Source organism: Rhizobium indicum (assembly GCF_005862305.2).
GTDB classification, from domain to species: Bacteria; Pseudomonadota; Alphaproteobacteria; order Rhizobiales; family Rhizobiaceae; genus Rhizobium; species Rhizobium indicum.
In genome coordinates this window covers 1,202,477-1,220,293 of record NZ_CP054021.1, presented here as the reverse complement: position 1 = coordinate 1,220,293, position 17,817 = coordinate 1,202,477, and the positions used below count along the sequence as shown (strand labels likewise).

Annotated in this window: 21 protein-coding genes; 9 read left to right on the top strand and 12 right to left on the bottom strand. The window is 61.7% G+C overall.

Features of this window, described 5'->3' with window-relative positions:
• Positions 1-75 precede the first annotated feature (75 nt).
• Positions 76-1,038, top strand: coding sequence for a LysR family transcriptional regulator (locus FFM53_RS06025; RefSeq protein WP_138328495.1), 963 nt, complete (start codon positions 76-78; stop codon positions 1,036-1,038).
• A 7-nt stretch (positions 1,039-1,045) separates the two neighbouring features.
• On the opposite strand, the gene FFM53_RS06020 is transcribed toward FFM53_RS06025, so the two are convergent.
• The 6 genes from FFM53_RS06020 to FFM53_RS05995 all read right to left on the bottom strand — a co-directional run bounded on the left by FFM53_RS06020 (position 1,046) and on the right by FFM53_RS05995 (position 3,662).
• Positions 1,046-1,426, bottom strand: coding sequence for a VOC family protein (locus FFM53_RS06020; RefSeq protein WP_029875279.1), 381 nt, complete (start codon positions 1,424-1,426; stop codon positions 1,046-1,048).
• Between the two features lie 184 nt (positions 1,427-1,610).
• Complete coding sequence (locus FFM53_RS06015; protein ID WP_138328494.1) at positions 1,611-2,453, bottom strand: transglutaminase-like domain-containing protein; 843 nt, start codon at positions 2,451-2,453, stop codon at positions 1,611-1,613.
• 27 nt (positions 2,454-2,480) lie between these two features.
• Positions 2,481-2,756, bottom strand: coding sequence for a DUF1488 family protein (locus tag FFM53_RS06010; protein WP_138328493.1), 276 nt, complete (start codon positions 2,754-2,756; stop codon positions 2,481-2,483).
• Entirely contained in the window at positions 2,747-3,070 is a 324-nt protein-coding gene (locus tag FFM53_RS06005) for a hypothetical protein (RefSeq protein WP_138328492.1), read from the bottom strand. The genes FFM53_RS06010 and FFM53_RS06005 overlap by 10 nt, the downstream gene beginning before the upstream one ends.
• Positions 3,067-3,402 carry a hypothetical protein gene (locus tag FFM53_RS06000; protein WP_138328491.1) on the bottom strand — a complete coding sequence of 112 codons (336 nt, stop codon included), beginning with the start codon at positions 3,400-3,402 and terminating at the stop codon, positions 3,067-3,069. Before FFM53_RS06000 ends, FFM53_RS06005 begins: the two co-directional genes overlap by 4 nt.
• Positions 3,399-3,662, bottom strand: coding sequence for a hypothetical protein (locus tag FFM53_RS05995; protein ID WP_138328490.1), 264 nt, complete (start codon positions 3,660-3,662; stop codon positions 3,399-3,401). The genes FFM53_RS06000 and FFM53_RS05995 overlap by 4 nt, the downstream gene beginning before the upstream one ends.
• A gap of 510 nt (positions 3,663-4,172) precedes the next feature.
• Here FFM53_RS05995 and FFM53_RS05990 point away from each other — a divergent pair.
• From FFM53_RS05990 to FFM53_RS05975, 4 genes are all read left to right on the top strand, one after another.
• Positions 4,173-4,490 carry a co-chaperone GroES gene (locus FFM53_RS05990; protein ID WP_138387716.1) on the top strand — a complete coding sequence of 106 codons (318 nt, stop codon included), beginning with the start codon at positions 4,173-4,175 and terminating at the stop codon, positions 4,488-4,490.
• Between the two features lie 49 nt (positions 4,491-4,539).
• Positions 4,540-6,174 carry a chaperonin GroEL gene (gene groL, locus FFM53_RS05985; protein ID WP_138328488.1) on the top strand — a complete coding sequence of 545 codons (1,635 nt, stop codon included), beginning with the start codon at positions 4,540-4,542 and terminating at the stop codon, positions 6,172-6,174.
• A 65-nt stretch (positions 6,175-6,239) separates the two neighbouring features.
• On the top strand, positions 6,240-6,632 hold the full coding sequence (locus FFM53_RS05980; RefSeq protein ID WP_138387715.1) for a hypothetical protein: 393 nt from the start codon (positions 6,240-6,242) through the stop codon (positions 6,630-6,632).
• 67 nt (positions 6,633-6,699) lie between these two features.
• Complete coding sequence (locus FFM53_RS05975; RefSeq protein ID WP_173883547.1) at positions 6,700-6,867, top strand: hypothetical protein; 168 nt, start codon at positions 6,700-6,702, stop codon at positions 6,865-6,867.
• Positions 6,868-6,998: 131 nt separating this feature from the next.
• Here the strand turns inward: FFM53_RS05975 and FFM53_RS05970 are convergent, their stop codons facing one another.
• From FFM53_RS05970 to FFM53_RS05960, 3 genes are read right to left on the bottom strand one after another with little or no spacing between them, the layout of a single operon-like run.
• On the bottom strand, positions 6,999-8,162 hold the full coding sequence (locus FFM53_RS05970) for a Gfo/Idh/MocA family protein (protein ID WP_138387714.1): 1,164 nt from the start codon (positions 8,160-8,162) through the stop codon (positions 6,999-7,001).
• A 10-nt stretch (positions 8,163-8,172) separates the two neighbouring features.
• Entirely contained in the window at positions 8,173-9,096 is a 924-nt protein-coding gene (locus tag FFM53_RS05965; protein ID WP_138387713.1) for a TIM barrel protein, read from the bottom strand.
• A 42-nt stretch (positions 9,097-9,138) separates the two neighbouring features.
• Positions 9,139-10,053 carry a sugar phosphate isomerase/epimerase family protein gene (locus FFM53_RS05960; protein WP_138387712.1) on the bottom strand — a complete coding sequence of 305 codons (915 nt, stop codon included), beginning with the start codon at positions 10,051-10,053 and terminating at the stop codon, positions 9,139-9,141.
• A gap of 208 nt (positions 10,054-10,261) precedes the next feature.
• On the opposite strand from FFM53_RS05960, the gene FFM53_RS05955 reads away from it, so the two are divergent.
• Positions 10,262-11,263, top strand: a complete 1,002-nt coding sequence (locus FFM53_RS05955) for a LacI family DNA-binding transcriptional regulator (protein WP_138387711.1) — start codon at positions 10,262-10,264, stop codon at positions 11,261-11,263.
• A 69-nt stretch (positions 11,264-11,332) separates the two neighbouring features.
• On the opposite strand, the gene FFM53_RS05950 is transcribed toward FFM53_RS05955, so the two are convergent.
• Both FFM53_RS05950 and FFM53_RS05945 read right to left on the bottom strand, forming a co-directional pair.
• Positions 11,333-12,238: a S1C family serine protease gene (locus FFM53_RS05950; protein WP_138387710.1), complete on the bottom strand. Its 906-nt coding sequence runs from the start codon at positions 12,236-12,238 to the stop codon at positions 11,333-11,335.
• Between the two features lie 156 nt (positions 12,239-12,394).
• Positions 12,395-13,339: an AraC family transcriptional regulator gene (locus FFM53_RS05945; RefSeq protein WP_138387709.1), complete on the bottom strand. Its 945-nt coding sequence runs from the start codon at positions 13,337-13,339 to the stop codon at positions 12,395-12,397.
• 123 nt (positions 13,340-13,462) lie between these two features.
• Between FFM53_RS05945 and FFM53_RS05940 the strand changes: the two genes are divergently transcribed.
• The 3 genes from FFM53_RS05940 (at position 13,463) to FFM53_RS05930 (ending at position 16,883) form a co-directional block, all read left to right on the top strand.
• Positions 13,463-14,422 carry an SDR family NAD(P)-dependent oxidoreductase gene (locus FFM53_RS05940; RefSeq protein ID WP_138328481.1) on the top strand — a complete coding sequence of 320 codons (960 nt, stop codon included), beginning with the start codon at positions 13,463-13,465 and terminating at the stop codon, positions 14,420-14,422.
• Positions 14,423-14,789: 367 nt separating this feature from the next.
• Positions 14,790-16,193: an aminotransferase-like domain-containing protein gene (locus FFM53_RS05935; protein ID WP_138328480.1), complete on the top strand. Its 1,404-nt coding sequence runs from the start codon at positions 14,790-14,792 to the stop codon at positions 16,191-16,193.
• Positions 16,194-16,514: 321 nt separating this feature from the next.
• The gene (locus FFM53_RS05930; RefSeq protein ID WP_033180699.1) at positions 16,515-16,883 is read left to right on the top strand and encodes a DUF983 domain-containing protein; all 369 of its coding nucleotides are present in this window, start codon (positions 16,515-16,517) and stop codon (positions 16,881-16,883) included.
• A gap of 33 nt (positions 16,884-16,916) precedes the next feature.
• On the opposite strand, the gene FFM53_RS05925 is transcribed toward FFM53_RS05930, so the two are convergent.
• Positions 16,917-17,810 carry a LysR family transcriptional regulator gene (locus tag FFM53_RS05925; protein WP_138387708.1) on the bottom strand — a complete coding sequence of 298 codons (894 nt, stop codon included), beginning with the start codon at positions 17,808-17,810 and terminating at the stop codon, positions 16,917-16,919.
• Positions 17,811-17,817 lie beyond the last annotated feature (7 nt).

The following is a 17,817-nucleotide window of genomic DNA, read 5'->3' as shown; positions in this document are numbered from 1 at the left end:
CGGCAGGGAACGAGAAAATGTACAGCTTCCATTCCTATTGCAAATTGATAGTAGCCATGCCAGGTATTACTGACGATGATGAATGATGTCACCCTTCGCAAGATCGACCTCAATCTCCTGCTGGCCTTTTCGGTGCTGATGCAGGAGCGCAATGTCAGTCGCGCCGCCGAGCGGCTGCTGCTCGGCCAACCGGGTCTGTCGGCTGCCTTGCGGCGCCTGCGCGAGGCGCTGGACGATGAACTATTCGTACGTGTCGGCCGCGGCCTGCAGCCGACGCCGCGCGCCCTGTCCATCGCCCCGGCGATCGAGGATGCGCTGTCGGGCATCGAGCGCGCCATCCGCCCGCAGGCCGAGTTCGATCCGGCAAGCTGGCAGGGCGAGTTCCGCATCGGCATGTGCGACAATCTGGAATCGGCCTTCTTCGGCCCGCTTGCCGCCCGTCTTCTCCAGCTTTCACCCGGCGCCCGGCTGATCGGTATCGCTTCCGAAAAGCGCGATGCCGCACGCCGGCTGGATGAAGGCGTCTTCGATTTCAGCGTTGCGATGCACGACGAGCCCGCCTCCTGGCACATTCGCGCGCCGCTGTTCGACCAAGTCTCGATCTGCATCTACGATGAAGCTCAGCTCGGGCTGAAGGCGCCGTTGAGCCTCAAGGATTTCGCCAATGTCGCGCATGTCACCGTCTCGTTCGAAGGCAACACCTCGACCGGTATCGATATGGCGCTGAACCGCACCGGCGATGTGAGACAGGTGGTGGCGACCGTCCCGCGCTTTTCCGCTCTGCCGATGGTGCTGAAGGCGATGCCCGCCATTGCCACCGTGCCGGAATCGATCGGTCGCTGCATGGCGCAGTTACATGGGCTGATGCTTTGCGAGCCGCCGCTTTCGCTGCCGGCCGATCCCGTGACGATGCTTTATCGCCGAGTCGACCAGACGGACGGCCGGGCGCGCTGGTTCCGTCGCCTGTTCATCGATGTAGCCAATAGAGCGCTCGAAGCCTCCGGCTGCTGCGTATCCATTCCGAGAGCCGCTGCCTGACGGTCCGTTATAGCTCGCCTTTGTGAAAATACGCTTCGAGGCGGTAGCCGTCTGGGTCGATGATGAAGGCGGCGTAATAGAAGCGCCCATAATCCGGCCGCACACCCGGTTCACCATTATCTGTGCCGCCGGATGCGACGGCCGCCGCGTGAAAGGCATCGACCGCCGCCTCATCAGGCGCGACGAAGCAGAAATGCAGCCCCGATCGCATGTCGGCAACAACAGGCTGTTCGACCTGCATCACCCAGAGCCCGACCGTGTCCGGGCCGTAGCCGATCGTGGTGTCGGAATTGGACAGGCGCTCATATCCGAGCGGCGCCAGCGCCGCATCGTAGAAACGGCGGGCTCTTTCCAGGTCTTTTACGCCGATGGAAATATGATCGAACATGGACTGCGAAACTCCTTATCTTCCGCTAATGACTGCTCACACCCAAGATGGCACGACGCCGACATCTTTCAACCGCCGTTCTAAAGCACGTCGCGCCAAAGTGTGTGGGAGAGGCAATCCTGCGACAGCTGGCGCCTGCGGCAAAGCCTGAGGCCGACATTGCCGCATCCGTCCAGGTCTCGTTCTAAACAGCGCCTTCGGCGACGCTTTGCATCTGCTCCAGGTTCGTCACCTCATAGGTCCAGACTCGAAACGCCTTCAGCACATGCGGTCCGAAGGAATTGATGAGCGGTATGTCGGCGGCGTCGCGCCCGCGTGCGACGATGATACGACCGATCCGCGGCGTGTTGTTGCGCGGATCGAATGCATGCCATGCACCGTCGAGGAAGACCTCGATCCAGGCGCTGAAGTCCATCGGATCGACGACGGGAATACCGATGTCGCCGAGATGGCCATTGATATATCGGGCAGGAATGTTGAGGCACCGGCACAACGCCACCGCGAGATGCGCAAAGTCGCGACAAACGCCGACACGTTCGTGAAACGCCTCGAAGGCTGTCCGCGTCGATCGCGCCTGCAGATAGTCGAATTGGATATGGCCGTGAACGAAGTCGCAGATCGCCTGAACGCGGCCCCAGCCGGGTGAGACGGTGCCGAACATATCCCAAGCAATTTGACTGAGACGATCCGTCTCGCAATAGCGGCTGCCCATCAGGTAGACGAGGCAATCATCCGGCAACTCCGAAACCGGGAGTTCCCTGGCGCCTGGCAGCGACCTGTCCGGTTCGCCGTCGTCTTCGATCGTCGCATCGCCCCATATGGTCAGGTCGCCCGCCGGGGCAACCAGCCGAAGACACCGGTTACCGAAGAGGTCGCGATAAGTCGAAGTTGGAACATCAGGGGTGGTGAAGACCGTTTCCGGAATTCTGATGTCGGCCGCACGATCATCATGAACCGACAACAGGCATACCAATGCGGTCGGCTGCGGGCAGGTCAGCGTGATTTCATAGCCGTAACGGATCAACATGGAGCGTTCCCGCGCGTCCGGATCCGCTTAGCGGAAATCCGCCGCAGTTAGAGTATAGAAGGCGCGGCGGTGGTAGGAATAGGCTTTGTGTGCCACGTCCTGAATGGAGTTGCGCAGGGCGTCGAACGCCGAAAGCCACCTCGTTTCCGAGGGTTCGGTTCTTTGCAATGTCATGTCGGATTTCGCCAGCGCGCCAACCTCGATGAAGAACAACACCTGGAACATGCCGTCATGGCCGACGAAGCGCACAGCATTTCTCGCCGCATCGAAGCTGCGGCTTTGGTTCAGAAAGGCTAGCGCCATGGTTGAACCGGCGGGGTCTCACTCCGGGCGGCGTCCGACAGCCTCAGCCATTCCTTCCGGTATCCTATGTTGAGAAGATTGAAGGACATCATGTCTTTCCCGGCCTGCGAACGGCTCTTGCCGGGCACGGCATGGTCGGCATGCACTGGAACGTTTGCTGAGACACGATAGACGGTCGACGAACGGGCGGATTCGATCCGGCGGTCGTGTTCGATCTCCATGGAGTAGCGGCCGGAAGCGCCACATTTGTTTTCCCATGTGCCGACGGCAAAGGCATTCCGTCTTCGTTCGGCTTCGTCTTCATGGCTGTTCACGATGTCAACCTTTCGTCATTCGGGCCGTGGCCATGGCCAAACGTCCTCTCGATCAGTGTTGCGCCGCTGCCGGCGGGCGATAGGTTTACCAGTTCCAGACTGTCTTCCGTCGCGACGCGCTCATGACGTTCATCGTCGCTGCGGATGCGGTATTGCAGCACATTTCCTCTCGGAGGCAGCGTGGCGGTAATGCGGTATGTGTCGGGGAGCTTCGAGGGAACGACCAGGAACCCGTCCTTCACTCGGACAGTCTGCCCCACTTTGAAGATATGCGTTGCTGCCTCGCGCCGGATCGAGCGTCCATTGCGTTGCGGGATGCGCGTAGCGGTCATGACGGTTTGTGGTCCTTTTCGAGCGCGGTTTCGAGAGCTGACAGGGGGATAGGCATCATCTGCTGCGTCGAACTCTGCGTGGCGATCGCCGGCAGGTGGATGAAGGCGCCGACCCGTCGCCAGGCAAGCCTGGAAACGCTATCGATCAATTCCTCGTCATAATCGACGCGGTATTCTCCGGCTGGCTGCGCCCCGTCGAAACCGGGCAGGCGGAACGGGGATGAAAAGCGGACGACGGTTTGTGTGGTGCGACTGGTCACGGCTGAGGCCTCTGCAGGAAGACACCGATGCGTTTCCTGTATCGTTGAGATCCGAACCGGACGAACTCGATGCTGCCGGTACATCCGCGGTCAGCGCCAAGCTCATTCCGGATCGGAATAGGCGAAATCAACGCCGGAACGACGTCATAGATTGCTATCGAAAATTCAGTGGTGATGGCGGGTCGTAGGTCTCTGACACCGCGAAGCCAAGTCGGCCAAATCGACGAGACCTATCATTGCGCCTCGATTGAGTTTAAATCAAGATAATTCGGATTTATCTATGAAAAACGCTAAATTAACTCAACGACACGTTAAATAAAATTGAGCGCGATGGCGTGAAAATTCTATTCATTTCCTGATTATTACAAAATATCCGCTCAAATTGATTTCCTGAATTTTTAAAGAAATTCCCCGCGTGAACAATATTTCTTGGCACTCCTATCAATCGAGTGCCACGAGTGCTATTTATGAATTGCAGCCGCCCTACGCGCCGGCAGCAGAAAGACCTCTATGAAATTCCGTTCACTTCACGACCGCGTCGTCATTCGACGTGCGGAAGGCGATGTCAAATCCAAGGGCGGGATCATCATTCCAGACACCGCCAAGGAGAAGCCGCAGCAAGGCGAAGTGGTCGCAGTCGGCCCGGGCCTGCGCGACAAAGGCGGTAATCTCGTCCCGCTCGATGTCGAGGTCGGCGATCTCATTCTGTTTGGAAAATGGTCGGGGAGCGAGGTCACGATCGATGGCGAAACCCTTTTGATCATGAAGGAGACCGACATCATGGGCATCGTCGAAAAGACCGAAGCGGCCGCCGGCAAAGCCGCCTGAGGGTCGAATTTGTGACCCGCAACTCAAGACCGAACTGGGAAGAAATATCATGTCTGCCAAGGAAATCAGGTTCTCCACCGACGCGCGCGACCGCCTGCTGCGCGGCGTCGAATTGCTCAACAATGCCGTCAAGGTGACGCTTGGCCCGAAGGGTCGCAACGTCGTCATCGACAAGGCCTATGGCGCACCGCGCATTACCAAGGACGGCGTCAGCGTCGCCAAGGAGATCGAGCTCGAAGACAAGTTCGAAAACATGGGCGCGCAAATGGTGCGCGAGGTGGCTTCGAAGACCAATGACCTTGCCGGCGACGGCACGACGACGGCAACGGTGCTCGCCGCCTCCATCTTCCGCGAAGGCGCAAAGCTCGTCGCTGCCGGCATGAACCCGATGGATCTGAGGCGCGGCATCGATCTCGCCGTTATCGCCGTCGTCAAGGAAATCAAGGCGAGGGCGATGAAGGTCAAGTCATCAGGCGAGATCGCGCAGGTCGGCACCATTGCCGCCAATGGCGACGCCGCCATCGGCGAGATGATCGCCAGTGCGATGGACAAGGTCGGCAATGAGGGCGTCATAACAGTCGAAGAGGCGCGAACCGCCGAGACCGAACTCGATGTCGTCGAGGGCATGCAGTTCGATCGTGGCTATCTCTCGCCCTATTTCGTCACCAATGCCGAGAAGATGCGCGTGGAACTGGAGGAACCCTATATCCTCGTTCACGAGAAGAAACTCGGCAGCCTGCAGGCGATGCTGCCGATCCTGGAAGCCGTCGTACAGACCGGCAAACCGCTGCTCCTCATCTCGGAGGACGTCGAAGGCGAGGCGCTGGCGACGCTTGTCGTCAACAAGCTGCGCGGCGGCCTGAAGGTCGCCGCCGTCAAGGCACCGGGCTTCGGCGATCGCCGCAAGGCGATGCTCGAAGACATTGCCGTGCTGACCGCCGGCCAGATGATTTCCGAGGATCTCGGCATCAAGCTCGAGAACGTCACGCTCGATATGCTCGGCCACGCCAAGCGCGTGCTGATCGACAAGGAAAGCACCACGATCATCGACGGCTCCGGCGACAAAGCGGCCATCCAGGCGCGCATCCAGCAGATCAAGGCGCAGATCGAGGACACCACCTCCGACTACGACAAGGAAAAACTGCAGGAACGCCTGGCGAAACTCGCCGGCGGCGTCGCGGTCATCCGCGTCGGTGGCGCGACCGAGACGGAGGTCAAGGAAAAGAAGGACCGCATCGACGATGCGCTGAATGCCACCCGTGCGGCGGTCGAAGAGGGCATCGTGCCCGGCGGCGGCGTGGCACTGTTGCGCGCCAAGTCGGCGCTCATGGGCCTGACCGGGGAGAACGCCGACGTGACGGCGGGCATCTCGATCGTGCTGAGGGCGCTCGAAGCCCCGATCCGGCAGATCGCCGACAATGCCGGGTTCGAAGGCTCCATCGTCGTCGGCAAACTCGCCGACAGCAATGATCACAATCAGGGCTTCGACGCACAGACGGAGACCTATGTCGATATGATCGAGGCCGGCATCGTCGATCCTGCCAAGGTCGTGCGCACCGCTCTGCAGGACGCTGGTTCGATCGCGGCGCTGCTGATCACCGCCGAGGTGATGATCGCCGACATTCCCGCGAAAGATTCTGCGCCTGCTGCCGGAAATGGCGGCATGGGCGCTATGGGATACTGAGGCCAGCTTGACCGTTCCGGCGTCGCCGGACGGCACAACCCGAATAACAGACAGGGAGAATTCCAATGTCCGTACAGAGCAGCAGCAAGACATCGATTACCCAGCGTTTCGACAGTTACCAGCCGTCCAAGACGCTTCTCGCCTGGGCCTGCGTCGTCACGGCGATCGCCACGATGATCATCGGCTTCAGCTGGGGAGGTTGGGTCACAGGCGGCACATCAGGCAAAGCGGCAGCCGCCGCCAGCGAAACCGCACGCGGAGAACTGGCGTCGGCCATCTGCGTCGAGCGATTCAAGGCGGCGCCGGATGCGAGCGCTAAACTGATCGAGTTCAAGGCGATAACCGAAGGCTACAAGCAGCGTCAGTTCGTTGAAGCCGGCGGTTGGGCGACCATGCCCGGCCAGACTTCAGCCGATAGCCGAAGTGTCCAAGGCTGCGCCACTGCGCTTGCCGTCTGACACCGTTTTTCCAGAGCGCTCCGATGTATGTGCGGAGCGCGCCCACTGTTGAAGTAGGAAATGACCCATGATCCGTTTCGTGAAAAAGAACGACCCGCAGCCAGCCGCAGAAGACGCCGGCGAAAGCGTCAAGAAAATCCGCGAGGCAGCCGCCGAGGGGCCCAAGAAAGCCGCCAACGACAGCACGCGTCGCCGCGCGTCGCAGGCGGCGGAAGATGACGACCCGCTTATCTGAGCACAGCGCCGCACCGCAGTTCACGACCTAAAGCATGTCGCGCAAAAGTGTGCAGCGGTTTTGCGACAACGGCATGCGTAAAAACAAAGACCTAAAGCGCGAGGAGCGAATCTAAAAGATCGCGACGCGCTTTAGCGATAGTCCAGCCAGATCCCGCCGGCGTCGGCGGACCGTACGCAGTTTTCGACCCAGCGCACGCCTTCCAGTCCGGCATCGACATCGGGAAAGACGTGCTCTTCGATCCCCGCAGGGGCGAGGCCGCGCTCTCTGTTGATGGCAAAGCCGAAGCGGCGATAGAGGTTCGCCCAGGCTTCGAAGAGACCTTCCGGGTGGCCGCCGCCGATCCGGTCGTCGATCCTGGCCTCGGGATAGAGATAGTCCATGCCACGCTCGAGAATACGGGCCGGTTCGCCCTGGATCTCGTAGGAGAGCTGGTTCGGCCGCTCGTCCCACCATTCGATACTGGCCTTCGAGCCGACGATGCGGATCTTCTGGCCGTGCATGGAGCCGGCATTGACGGCGCTCGACCAGATGGTGGCGATCGCGCCATTATCATATTCCATCAGGGTCACCGCATTGTCTTCGAGCGGCGCTCGGCTTTTGACGAAGCTCTGGCGGGTGCAGAGCAGACGCCTGATCTTCAGGTGCGGCAGGATGACCTTGGCGATATAAAGCGGGTGGGTCCCGACGTCGCCAAGGACATAGCTGGGACCTGCGAATTTCGCATCGACGCGCCACCGCGTCGAGGCGTTCTGCTCCTCCACCGCAGCACTATGGAAGCCATGGGCGAATTGCAGGTTGACGATGCGGATCTCGCCGAGATCGCCATTCCTGACCATGGCGCGCGCCTGCTCGATCATTTGATGGCCGGCGTAACCATAAGTCACGCCGACGATCCGGCCGCGCGCCTCGGAAAGCGCCTTCAGCTCTTCGGCTTCGGCGATCGTGAAGCAGAGCGGCTTTTCGCAGATCACATGCAGATCATGTTCGAGTGCTGCCTTGCAGATCGCAAAATGGGTGTTGTTGGGTGTTGCGATCGACACGGCCTCGATGCCGTCGGCCCGCCCGGCCTCAGTCGCAAACATCGCCGCATAGTCCGGGTAGCTCCTGGCTTCGTCGAGCCCAAGATCGACGCCGAAGGCGCGGCCGCGTTCGGGATCGATATCGAAGGCGCCCGCCGCAAGGGCAAAGACGTCGTCGCGATGGGCTGCCGAGCGATGGATATAACCGATCTGGCTGCCTCTGCCGCCGCCGACCATGCCCCAGCGGATCGGCTTTTTCCTGTTATTCGTCATAATCTTTTCCCTAAAAACCGACCGACCTGAGGTAATCGCGGCTTTGCTTCACATCTTCGAGGCTGCCGGCGACATTCCTCGGATCACGCTCCTGCTCGACGGTGATGAAGCCGTGATAGCCGATCTCCTCGAGCGTTCGCTTGACGGCGGGATAATCGATGACGCCGCGGCCGATCGGGCACATCACGCCCTGTCCGCAGGCATCGAAGAAGCGGATCTTCTCGCCAAGCACACGGTCGAAGACTGTCTGGTCGATGTCCTTGAAGTGGACGTAGTCGAGCCTGTCAGCATAGCGGCGAAGCATCTCGACGGGATCCATGCCGGCATAATAGCTATGGCCGGTGTCGAGGCAGAAGCCGGCGACCTCCTGCGGAATGTCACCTGCCACCCGCTCGATCTCATCAGCAAATTCGATATAGCCACCCGCATGCGGGTGGATGACGGCGCGCACGCCGTATTTGCGCTGAGCGAGTTCGGCGATCGCCGTGATATTGGCGATCATCCCGGCCCAAGCCTTGTCGTCGAGACGCGGCGCACGATCGGAATGGCCGGCGGCATAGTCCCGTTCGTCGTGCCCCCAGTCCATGACCGTGAGATAGGGGGTCCTGAACCGCTGGCCTGCCACCTGTTCCGGCTGCGGCAGCCTGGTGATGACGGCGCAGATTTCCTCCGTCTGCCGCAGCAACGTCTCCCGATTTTCAGGAGAGACGAGATCGTCGAAGATCGTGCCGGCGACGATGAAGAGATTGCGCTCGGTGAGCGCCTTTGTAACGAGCGCATCGTCGAGCGGCACGTAACCATAAGGCCCGAGTTCGAGGCCGCCATAGCCGGCCGCTGCCGCCTCGTCGAAGACGCGTTCCCAGGCGGGAAGGTTTGGATTGTTGACGTCGTCCACGCCCCAGCAGCAGGGGGCTGTCGTAATCGTGATGGTCACGGTTTTATTCCTGATATTGGGTGCCGGGGCGGATGTTGACGATCAGCCAAGTTTCCCGGGCCAGTATTTGTCGACATATTTCTGGATTTCAGAGCGCATGAAGCGGCCTGAATCGTCGGCGCGCTCCTCCCAGCCGAAGACGCAGGCGGTAATGATGCCGTCGAACCCGACCGCGGCGAGCGAGGAGAAGAAGACATCCCAATTGATCTCGCCCTGGTACATATCCATGTGCTGATGGATGGTGACCTTCGCGCCCGGCGGATTGATGATGTAGCGCAGCCCGGATGAGGCCTTGTGATTATAGGTATCGGCCACATGCACATGGGCGATCAGCGGGCCGGCATCGCGGATCATCCGCGCCATATCGTCGCCGAAATAGAAGGTATGCGGCGCGCAGTAGAGGAATTTGACGTTCTTCGAGCCGATGGTCTTCAGCATGTCGATCGCCGGATGCAGCGTTTCGCACCAGTCTTCCGGATGCGGTTCCATGTTGAGCGTGACGCCCTCGCGCTCGAACACCGGAACGAGCTCTTCTATCGAGCGCCACCAGGCAGCCTCGCTGTGTTCGTGGGTATGTATGCCGCCGCAGCAGCTGGCGCGGTGGCTGCGATCCGGCGACGGCCCGCGGCCGAATTCCGAGTTCATCGTATCGCAGCCCATTTCGGCGGCGATCGCGATCGCTTCCTTCCAGTAGCGCACCGCGGCCTGCCGCTCGTCCTCATGCGGGCTCGCCCAGCGATACATCGGCAGGATCGAGGCGAGATGGACGCCGTGATCCTTCAGGGCCGCCTTGAATTCCGCGATGCGTTCCTTGTGTGCCCGCGGGCGCACCCACCAGGGCAGAAAATCGTCGCGCGGTGAAAGCTCGATATGCTCATAACCGAGCTCCGCTGCCTTGCGGCAGAGGTCGCGCAGGTTGAGGTGACGGTGCATATGCGGGTCGAGTGCGATCTTCATCTGGCTCCTCCGTCATCCCCGGCCGCTTCGTGCCGGCGGATGATCCTTGATCTCGGTTGTTTTGGACCGTCCGGTGCTCCTCCCGGATTGCTGGCACGATACTGCCGCGGCGCCCCCACGCTCCAATGCTTCCTTGATCAAATTTGATCATTGACCTCACAGCGTGCCGATGCTCTGCTGTGTCAGCTTTGAGAGTGAGTGAGCCCTGATGAAGGTGACTTTGAAGGATGTCGCAAGCCAAGCCGGCGTTGGCACCGCGACCGTCGAGCGCGTCCTTAACGGCCGCGGCGGCGTGCGGCCGGAGACGGTGGAGAAGGTCCTCCTGGCGGCAAGACGGCTTGAATACCGGAAGAGCCTGCCGGTCGCCCATCGCGGCCTGATCCGGATAGAGGTGATCCTCGTTCGCCCGGAGACCAGCTTCTATTCGCGTCTGAACCGGGCGTTCGAGCGCATCGCTGCTTCGCTCGGCGACAGCATCACCGTTCACCGCACCTTCGTCCGCGAGAACGAGCCAGCGCAATTTGCCCGTTACATCACCAATCCGACGGCACGCCGGTCGGCGCTGATCGTGGTTGCGCCCGACCATGCCGATGTCGTCACCAGCGTGCGGAAAGCGGCCGGTCTCGGCATTCCCGTCGTTCAGATCATGACCCGTCCGGCCCCCGAACTGCCCTATGTCGGCATCGACAACTATGCTGCCGGACGCACCGCGGCTCACTACATGTCGGGCATGCTGGCGCAGCGCCCCGGTTCGTTCGTCGCTCTCTGCCACAGCGGCGCCTATGAGAACCATAAGGAGCGGATCCGCGGCTTCTCCAGCTATCTCTCGGAGAAGGGTTCAAACGACCATCGTTTCATCGAGGTCATGTTCGACCTCGATGACGAACACAATGCCATGGAACTGCTGCACGCGGCCCTCCGGCGCGAGCCCGGCATCATCGGCGTCTATAGTGCGGGCGGCGATAACAAGGGTGTGGCCAGGGTGCTCGAGGCAAATAAGGCTGGGCGGCCGCTCTGGGTCGGCCACGAATTGACGGGAGAGACGCAGGACTATCTCCGCCGCGGCATCATGTCGATTGTGCTCGACCAGGCGCCGGAGGTGCAGGCGAGGCGATCGATAGACCTTGCCCTGAACAGGCTGGGTCTCATCGAGGTGGAGGTCAGCGCCGAGCCGGTGCGCTTCCTGACGATCACACCGGAAAATCTGTGAGGCGGGATAAGGATGCCTGGACAATCCGCTCGAATGAGCGCCAGCCGCCTTCACGACGCCGGCGCGACCTTACTGCAGCTGCGGTTTCTTAAGAAAGCTGTTGCGGTCGGCGGATTTGATGCGCAGCCAGGCTTCCCGGCCGTTCCTGAGGATCCGCATGGGGATTTCGGCGCCGGCCGGGCCGCTGCTCCAGATCTTGCGGTAGAAATCGGCCAGGCCATCGACCTCTTCGTCGCGGATCTCCGAAATGATGTCGCCCTGACGCAGGCCCGCCTGGGCGGCTGGACCGCCTTCGGCCACGCTCATGACCACCACGCCGCCATTGCTCTCGGCGGAGAACGCGCCGAGCCAGGGCCGCGGCGGCTTGTTGACCTGGCCGCGGTTCAAGAGATCGTCAAGGATCGGCGGCAAAAGGTCGATCGGCACCACCATGTTGATATCGGCAACCTCGTCGCCATCGCTCATCTGCAGGCGAAGCGAACCGATGCCGAGAAGCTTGCCATCCGAACCGATCAGCGCCGCACCGCCCCATGAGGGATGGGCAGGTGCCGTAAAAATCGCCTCGTCGAGCAGATATTCCCAATAGCCGGCAAACTCCTGCCGGGCGACGATATTTGCCTCGACGAATTCTCCGATGCCATCGGCCAGCACGACGGGATCGCCCGCCTTGGCTGTCGCCGCGTCGCCGAGATCCACCGCAGGTGCATTCAGGGGCCCAAGCGCCTGGACCAGGCCGAAGCCGCTTTCCTGATCATAGGCAAGCGCGTGCGCGGGAACCACACGCCCGTCATGGGTCGTCAGCCAGACCTCTTCGGCCTCGGTGATGAGATAACCGATGGTCAGCACCAGCCCGTTGTCGCGAATGACCACGCCGCTGCCTTCCCGGACAGTGCCCAGCGTCTCCGCTGTGAAGGCATCTTCCGGAATGGAGGAACGGACGGCCACGACTGACCGCAAAATCGGATCGATATTCATGCTTTCATCCCGATGGGTGCCGGCGCGAAAGGCCGAAAGCCGGCGCATTCTTCCTTGAATAGGTAAGAGAATGGACGGCGGGTGCAAGACCGTATCGGAGGGAATTTCGGCAGGCCAACGCGCGACCGCCCTCCGATGCCTGCACCAATCAAGGTTTCACTGAGCCCCGAGCCTATCTCGCATGGCACCGGCGGGCGGCTGAGCGCGACCATATTGCCGCGGCGAGCATCCCATCACTCTCTTGAAAGCGGTGCTGAATGCGCTTTCGGATTCATAACCGAGCGACAGGGCGACACCGGCAATTGCTTCGGCCGAGTTTGTCAATCGGTCACCTGCGAGAAGCATGCGCCAGCGCGTCAGATAATCCATCGGCGCAAGCCCGACCTTATCCTTGAAGTGGAGAGCAAAACTGGACCGGGACATCGAGGCCCGTTCAGCCAGCGACTGCAAGGTCCACTTGCGGGCTGGATCGGCATGCAGGGCACCGATAGCCGCGCCGATCCGCCGGTCGGTAAGCGCGAAAAGCCAGCCGACGCCGCGCGCATTCGGCGATGCGATATGGAGGCGCAGCACCTGCATGAGCATGACGTGAGCAAAATGCTCCGCCATCAGAAAGCCGCCCGGCTGCTGGTCGCGCAATTCGCGCGTCATCCGATCGAGGCACCAGCGCAGCACGGTGGCGTGATCGGAATCCCTCTTCACATGGACGATCGGTGGGAGGATTCCGAGAAGGATGTCCGAATTTCCTCCCGAAAAGGAAAAACGGCTGCCGATCAGGAAGAAATCGCCGCCGCCATTGCAAGTCGCAATGCCGTCGCGGGCGATCGAATAGATCGCATCGGACGGGATCGCTTCGAGCGCCGGATCGCTGGCGAGACGAAAGGCTCGGCGGCGCGTCAGCAGAAAGCAGTCGCTTTCCTCCAGGCGGACAGCTTCGGCAACGCCATCGACGCTCAGCCAGCACGCGCCTGAAATCACCGCGTTGAACTTGATGCCATCCGGGGGCGGAAAATCGATCGCCCAAGCGCCGCCAGCGTCAAGCCCCGCGGAAACATAGCTGCGCGGTTTGAGCAATGCGAGAACATCGGATAACGGGTCCATGTAAAAATCCGGACGATGGCGAAGAGATGTCGGACTTTAGCGCATGGATCGTCTAGAGACCACGCCTTATTCTCGCGACGTCATCCCGAGCGACGGCAACGTCGCAGAACAAAGGTAATTATCATGAATGACAAACAAGTCCCCATCGGCTCCGGATTTGGAGCCCACACGACGGCCGGCGAGGTTCTGGCCGGTCTCGATTTTTCCGGCAAGCGCGCCATCGTCACCGGCGGCCATTCCGGCCTCGGGCTCGAGACCACGCGCGCTCTGGCGGGCGCCGGCGCGAAGGTGACCATCGGCGCAAGGAGCATCGAGGCGGCGCGTAGCGCGGTCGCCGGTATCGATGGCGTAGAAATTGATCGGCTCGACCTTTCCGACCTCGAAAGCGTTCGCGCCTTTGCCGAGCGGTTCGTCGCGTCTGGCCGCAGCATCGACATCCTGATCAACAGCGCCGGCATCATGGCGTGCCCGGAAACGCGTGTCGGCGACGGATGGGAGGCACAGTTCGCGACCAATCATCTCGGCCATTTCGCCTTGGTCAACCGCCTTTGGCCGACGATCTCGCCCGGCGCTCGCATCGTTTCGGTTTCCTCCGGTGGCCATCACAACTCGGCCATACGATGGAAGGATGTGCAATTCGAGACCGGTTACGACAAATGGCGGGCCTACGGTCAGTCGAAGACCGCCAACGCACTTTTCGCCGTGCATCTGGACAGGCTCGGGCGCGACACCGGCATCCGCGCCTTCTCGCTGCACCCGGGCAAGATCCTTACCCCCTTGCAGCGCCATCTCGCAAAGGAGGAAATGGTCAGTGCCGGCTGGATCGATGCGGACGGCAATCCGATTGATCCGACATTCAAGACGCCATCCCAGGGGGCCGCCACGCAGGTTTGGGCGGCGACCTCGCCGCAACTCGACGGTATGGGAGGCCTCTATTGTGAGGACTGCGATATCGCCATCCGCGCAACGGCTGGAGAACCGGGCGGCGTCAGCGACCATGCAGCCGATCCCGAGGAGGCGGCACGCCTGTGGATCTTGTCGGCAAGGCTGACCGGCATTGACGCTTTCGCGGCGTACGCCTGAAGCCATAGCGCGCGGCAAACCCTCATCAAGGCGCGCTGAAGACGCTGCCGATTGTCTTGCCGTCCTCGCGCCTCACCCGGGCCTTCCCGGGTGAAAGCCCGATCGGCAAGCCGAGCGGATCGTCAGCACGTCATTGGCGCACACGCTGTCGAAATCGGCCTGCGACAGCGCGGTCGCCGTGCCAGATTGTATTTGCGCAGATAGCAGTCAAATCCGGCGACAATCCGTCATTAAAACGTATCAAGGCGTACGCCATTCCGTCCTGCGTCGTTCGCCGGACTTGGCGCGCGACATTTTTCGTGACAGCGGCATTGTGCAACAATATACGGTCAATCTCATCAGGAATCAGACCGACACGGATCACGACATGAAAGACTGGCATCCCGATCTCAGCCGCAGCAGCAGCCCACGTTATATGGCGATCGCCGATGTGATCGAAATGGATCTGCGCAGCGGGCATCTGGTGGTTGGGGACCGGCTGCCGCCGCAACGCGAACTCGCCAAGCGGCTGAACGTCGATTTCACGACGGTGGCGAGAGGTTATGTCGAGGCGCAGAAGCGCGGGCTTGTGGATTCGCATGTCGGCCGAGGCACCTTCGTTACCGGTGGCGCGGACAAGGAGCGCCAGGGATTCGCGCCCGACGCTGCGCCCGATCCCCGCCGCGCCTCGATCGTCGATTTCTCGATGAACATGCCGCCGGAAACGGACGACCCCGAGCTGATCGCCCGCATGCGCGAGGGCATGTCGGCGGTGACGGCGAACCTCATTCCGCTCCTGCGCTACCAGGGTTTCGGCGGCTCCAGCATGGACAAGGAGGCTGCCGCCTCCTGGCTCAGCCGTCGCGGGCTGGTGCCCTCGCAGGAGCGCATCTTCGTCACACCCGGCGCCCATCCGGCCCTGCTGGCGATCTTCGGCTTGCTGGCAAAACCGGGCGAAACCGTGCTTTCGGAAATCATCACCTATCCCGGCATGCGCTCGATCGCCGCCCAGCTGCGGCTCAATCTGGCCGGTCTGCCGATGGACGAGGACGGTATCCTGCCGGACGCCTTTGCCGAGGCCTGCGAAAGATTGAAGCCGAAGGCGCTCTATCTCAATCCGACGCTGCAGAACCCGACGACGCTGACCATCCCGGCCAGGCGCCGCGAGGAGATCTGCGCCGTTGCCCGCAAATATCATGTGCCGATCGTCGAGGACGATGCCTATGGCTTCATTCCGCAGCACGGCCCGGCGCCGCTCGCCGCAACAGCGCCGGATCTCACCTGGCATATCGGCGGACTGGCGAAATGCATCGGCGCGGGTCTGCGCCTTGCCTATGTCGTGGCGCCGGACAGCAAGGCCGTGTGGCCTTTCGTCAGCGCCATGCGCGCCAACAATGTCATGGCCTCGCCACTGACCGTGGCGCTCGCCACCCGCTGGGTCGAGGACGGCACTGCCGATACGATCCTGCGTTTCATTCGCGCCGAGGCCGCCGCCCGCCAGCAAATGGTAGCTGCCATCCTGCCGGCTGGCAGCTACCGCGCCGATCCGATCAGCTTCAACATCTGGCTGCCGCTCTCCAACGGCTGGACCCGCTCCACCTTCGGCAGCCATACCCGTTCTTCCGGCATCGGCGTCGTCGCAAGCGATGCCTTCACGGTCGAGGGCACGGCGCCCGAGGCCGTGCGCGTCTGCCTTGGCGGACCGATCACCCGGGAGAAACTGCAGAGCGCACTGGAATTCATGGCCCATGCGCTGGAAGGCCCGCCCGAAATGGCGGCGTCGTTCTTCTGACGCAGAACCCCGCCTCGAGCTGATCAGGCACGGACGAAATCCGGAAGCGGTCGGGAATCAGATCGGTCGCACCCTAAGCTGTTCGGGCATGGCGAAGCATATCCGTCACGCTCACGTTTGATCCGCCCAGGCTGCCAGGCCTGGCTGCGCCCCAAATGCTTTTTCAGAAATCTGCAGTCAGCTTGCCGCCAGCCTGCGCTGGGAGATCTGCGGCATTCTGACGAATTGACTGGTAATGTCTTTGAAATGTAATTATATTGCATGCATACATTAAAGGCATTGAATGCATCAATGTTCGCGGTACAGGAAAGCGAAATCGTCATGGACACGGAATATCCCCCACTTCCTCCGATACAGACCGGCATCAGGGGGCGCTGCCCGCGTTGCGGCCAGGGCCATATGTTCAAGGGCTTCCTGACGCTGCAGCCGGAATGCGAGGTCTGCGGTCTCGATTATTCCTTCGCCGATCCGGCTGACGGTCCGGCCTTCTTCGTCATCTGCTTCGCCTGCGTCCCGAGCGTACTGCTCGGCGTCTGGCTGGAGGTGGCCTTTTCGGCGCCGATCTGGGTACAGCTTCTGGTCACCGGTCCCTTCATGCTCGCCACCTGCATTCCGCCGCTGCGGCCGCTGAAGGGCTGGCTGGTCGCCAGCCAGTATTTCTACAAGGCGGAAGAGGGTAAGCTTGCCTAAAGCATGTCGCGCAATCGCGACGCTCTTTAGTGCCTATTTCAGCGTCGCGCGCAGGCGCGGCGTCGCGAAATCGAGCAGCGCCCGCAGTTTCAGCGGCACCAGTCCCTGCGCGGGATAGACGAGATGCACCGGGGCCGGCGGCGGTTCGAAATCTTGGAGCAGCGGCACCAGCAGGCCGGCCATCTCGGCGCCTGCGGCCTGGTAGGAGAGCACGCGGGTGATGCCGAGGCCGGCGACAGCCGCATCGACCGCGGCCTCGGCGGTGTTGACCGCAAGCCGTGAGCGGATCGGCACGGCGAGATCATGTTTCCCCTCGGTGAATGTCCAGCTCAGCATCGAGGCCATACCCTCGAAGCTGACGCAGTCATGCCGAGCGAGATCGCCTGGATGCCGGGGGTGGGCGTGCCGCGTCAGATAATCCGGGCTGGCATAGACCGTACGGCGGATCGCGCCGAGCCTTGTGGCGATCAGGTTGCTGTCCGGCAGGTTGCCGATCCTCAGCGCCACGTCGATATGATCCTCGACGAGGTTCGACAGCCGGTCGCCAAGCATCAGCCGCAGATTGATATCGGGATAGGCTTTCAGGAAATCCACCACCACAGGCAGGACATGCAGCCGCCCGAAGACTATCGGCGCGGTCATCGTCAACTCGCCCTTCGGGGCGCTGTATTCGCCGGCCGCCGTCCGCTCCGCCTCTTCCACCCGATCGAGAATTTCCCGCGCCGCCTCGACATAGGAGCGGCCGGCTTCCGTCAGCGTGATCTTCCGGTTGCTCCGCTGCAGCAGCTGGGCGTTGAGATGTGTTTCCAGTTCCGAAATCTTGCGGCTGACGGTTGCGAGCGGCGATCGAAGATGCCGTGAGGCGGCCGACAGGCTGCCCTGTTCGACAACGGCAAGAAGCACGGTCATGGCGTCGAGGCGGTCCATGTTATCC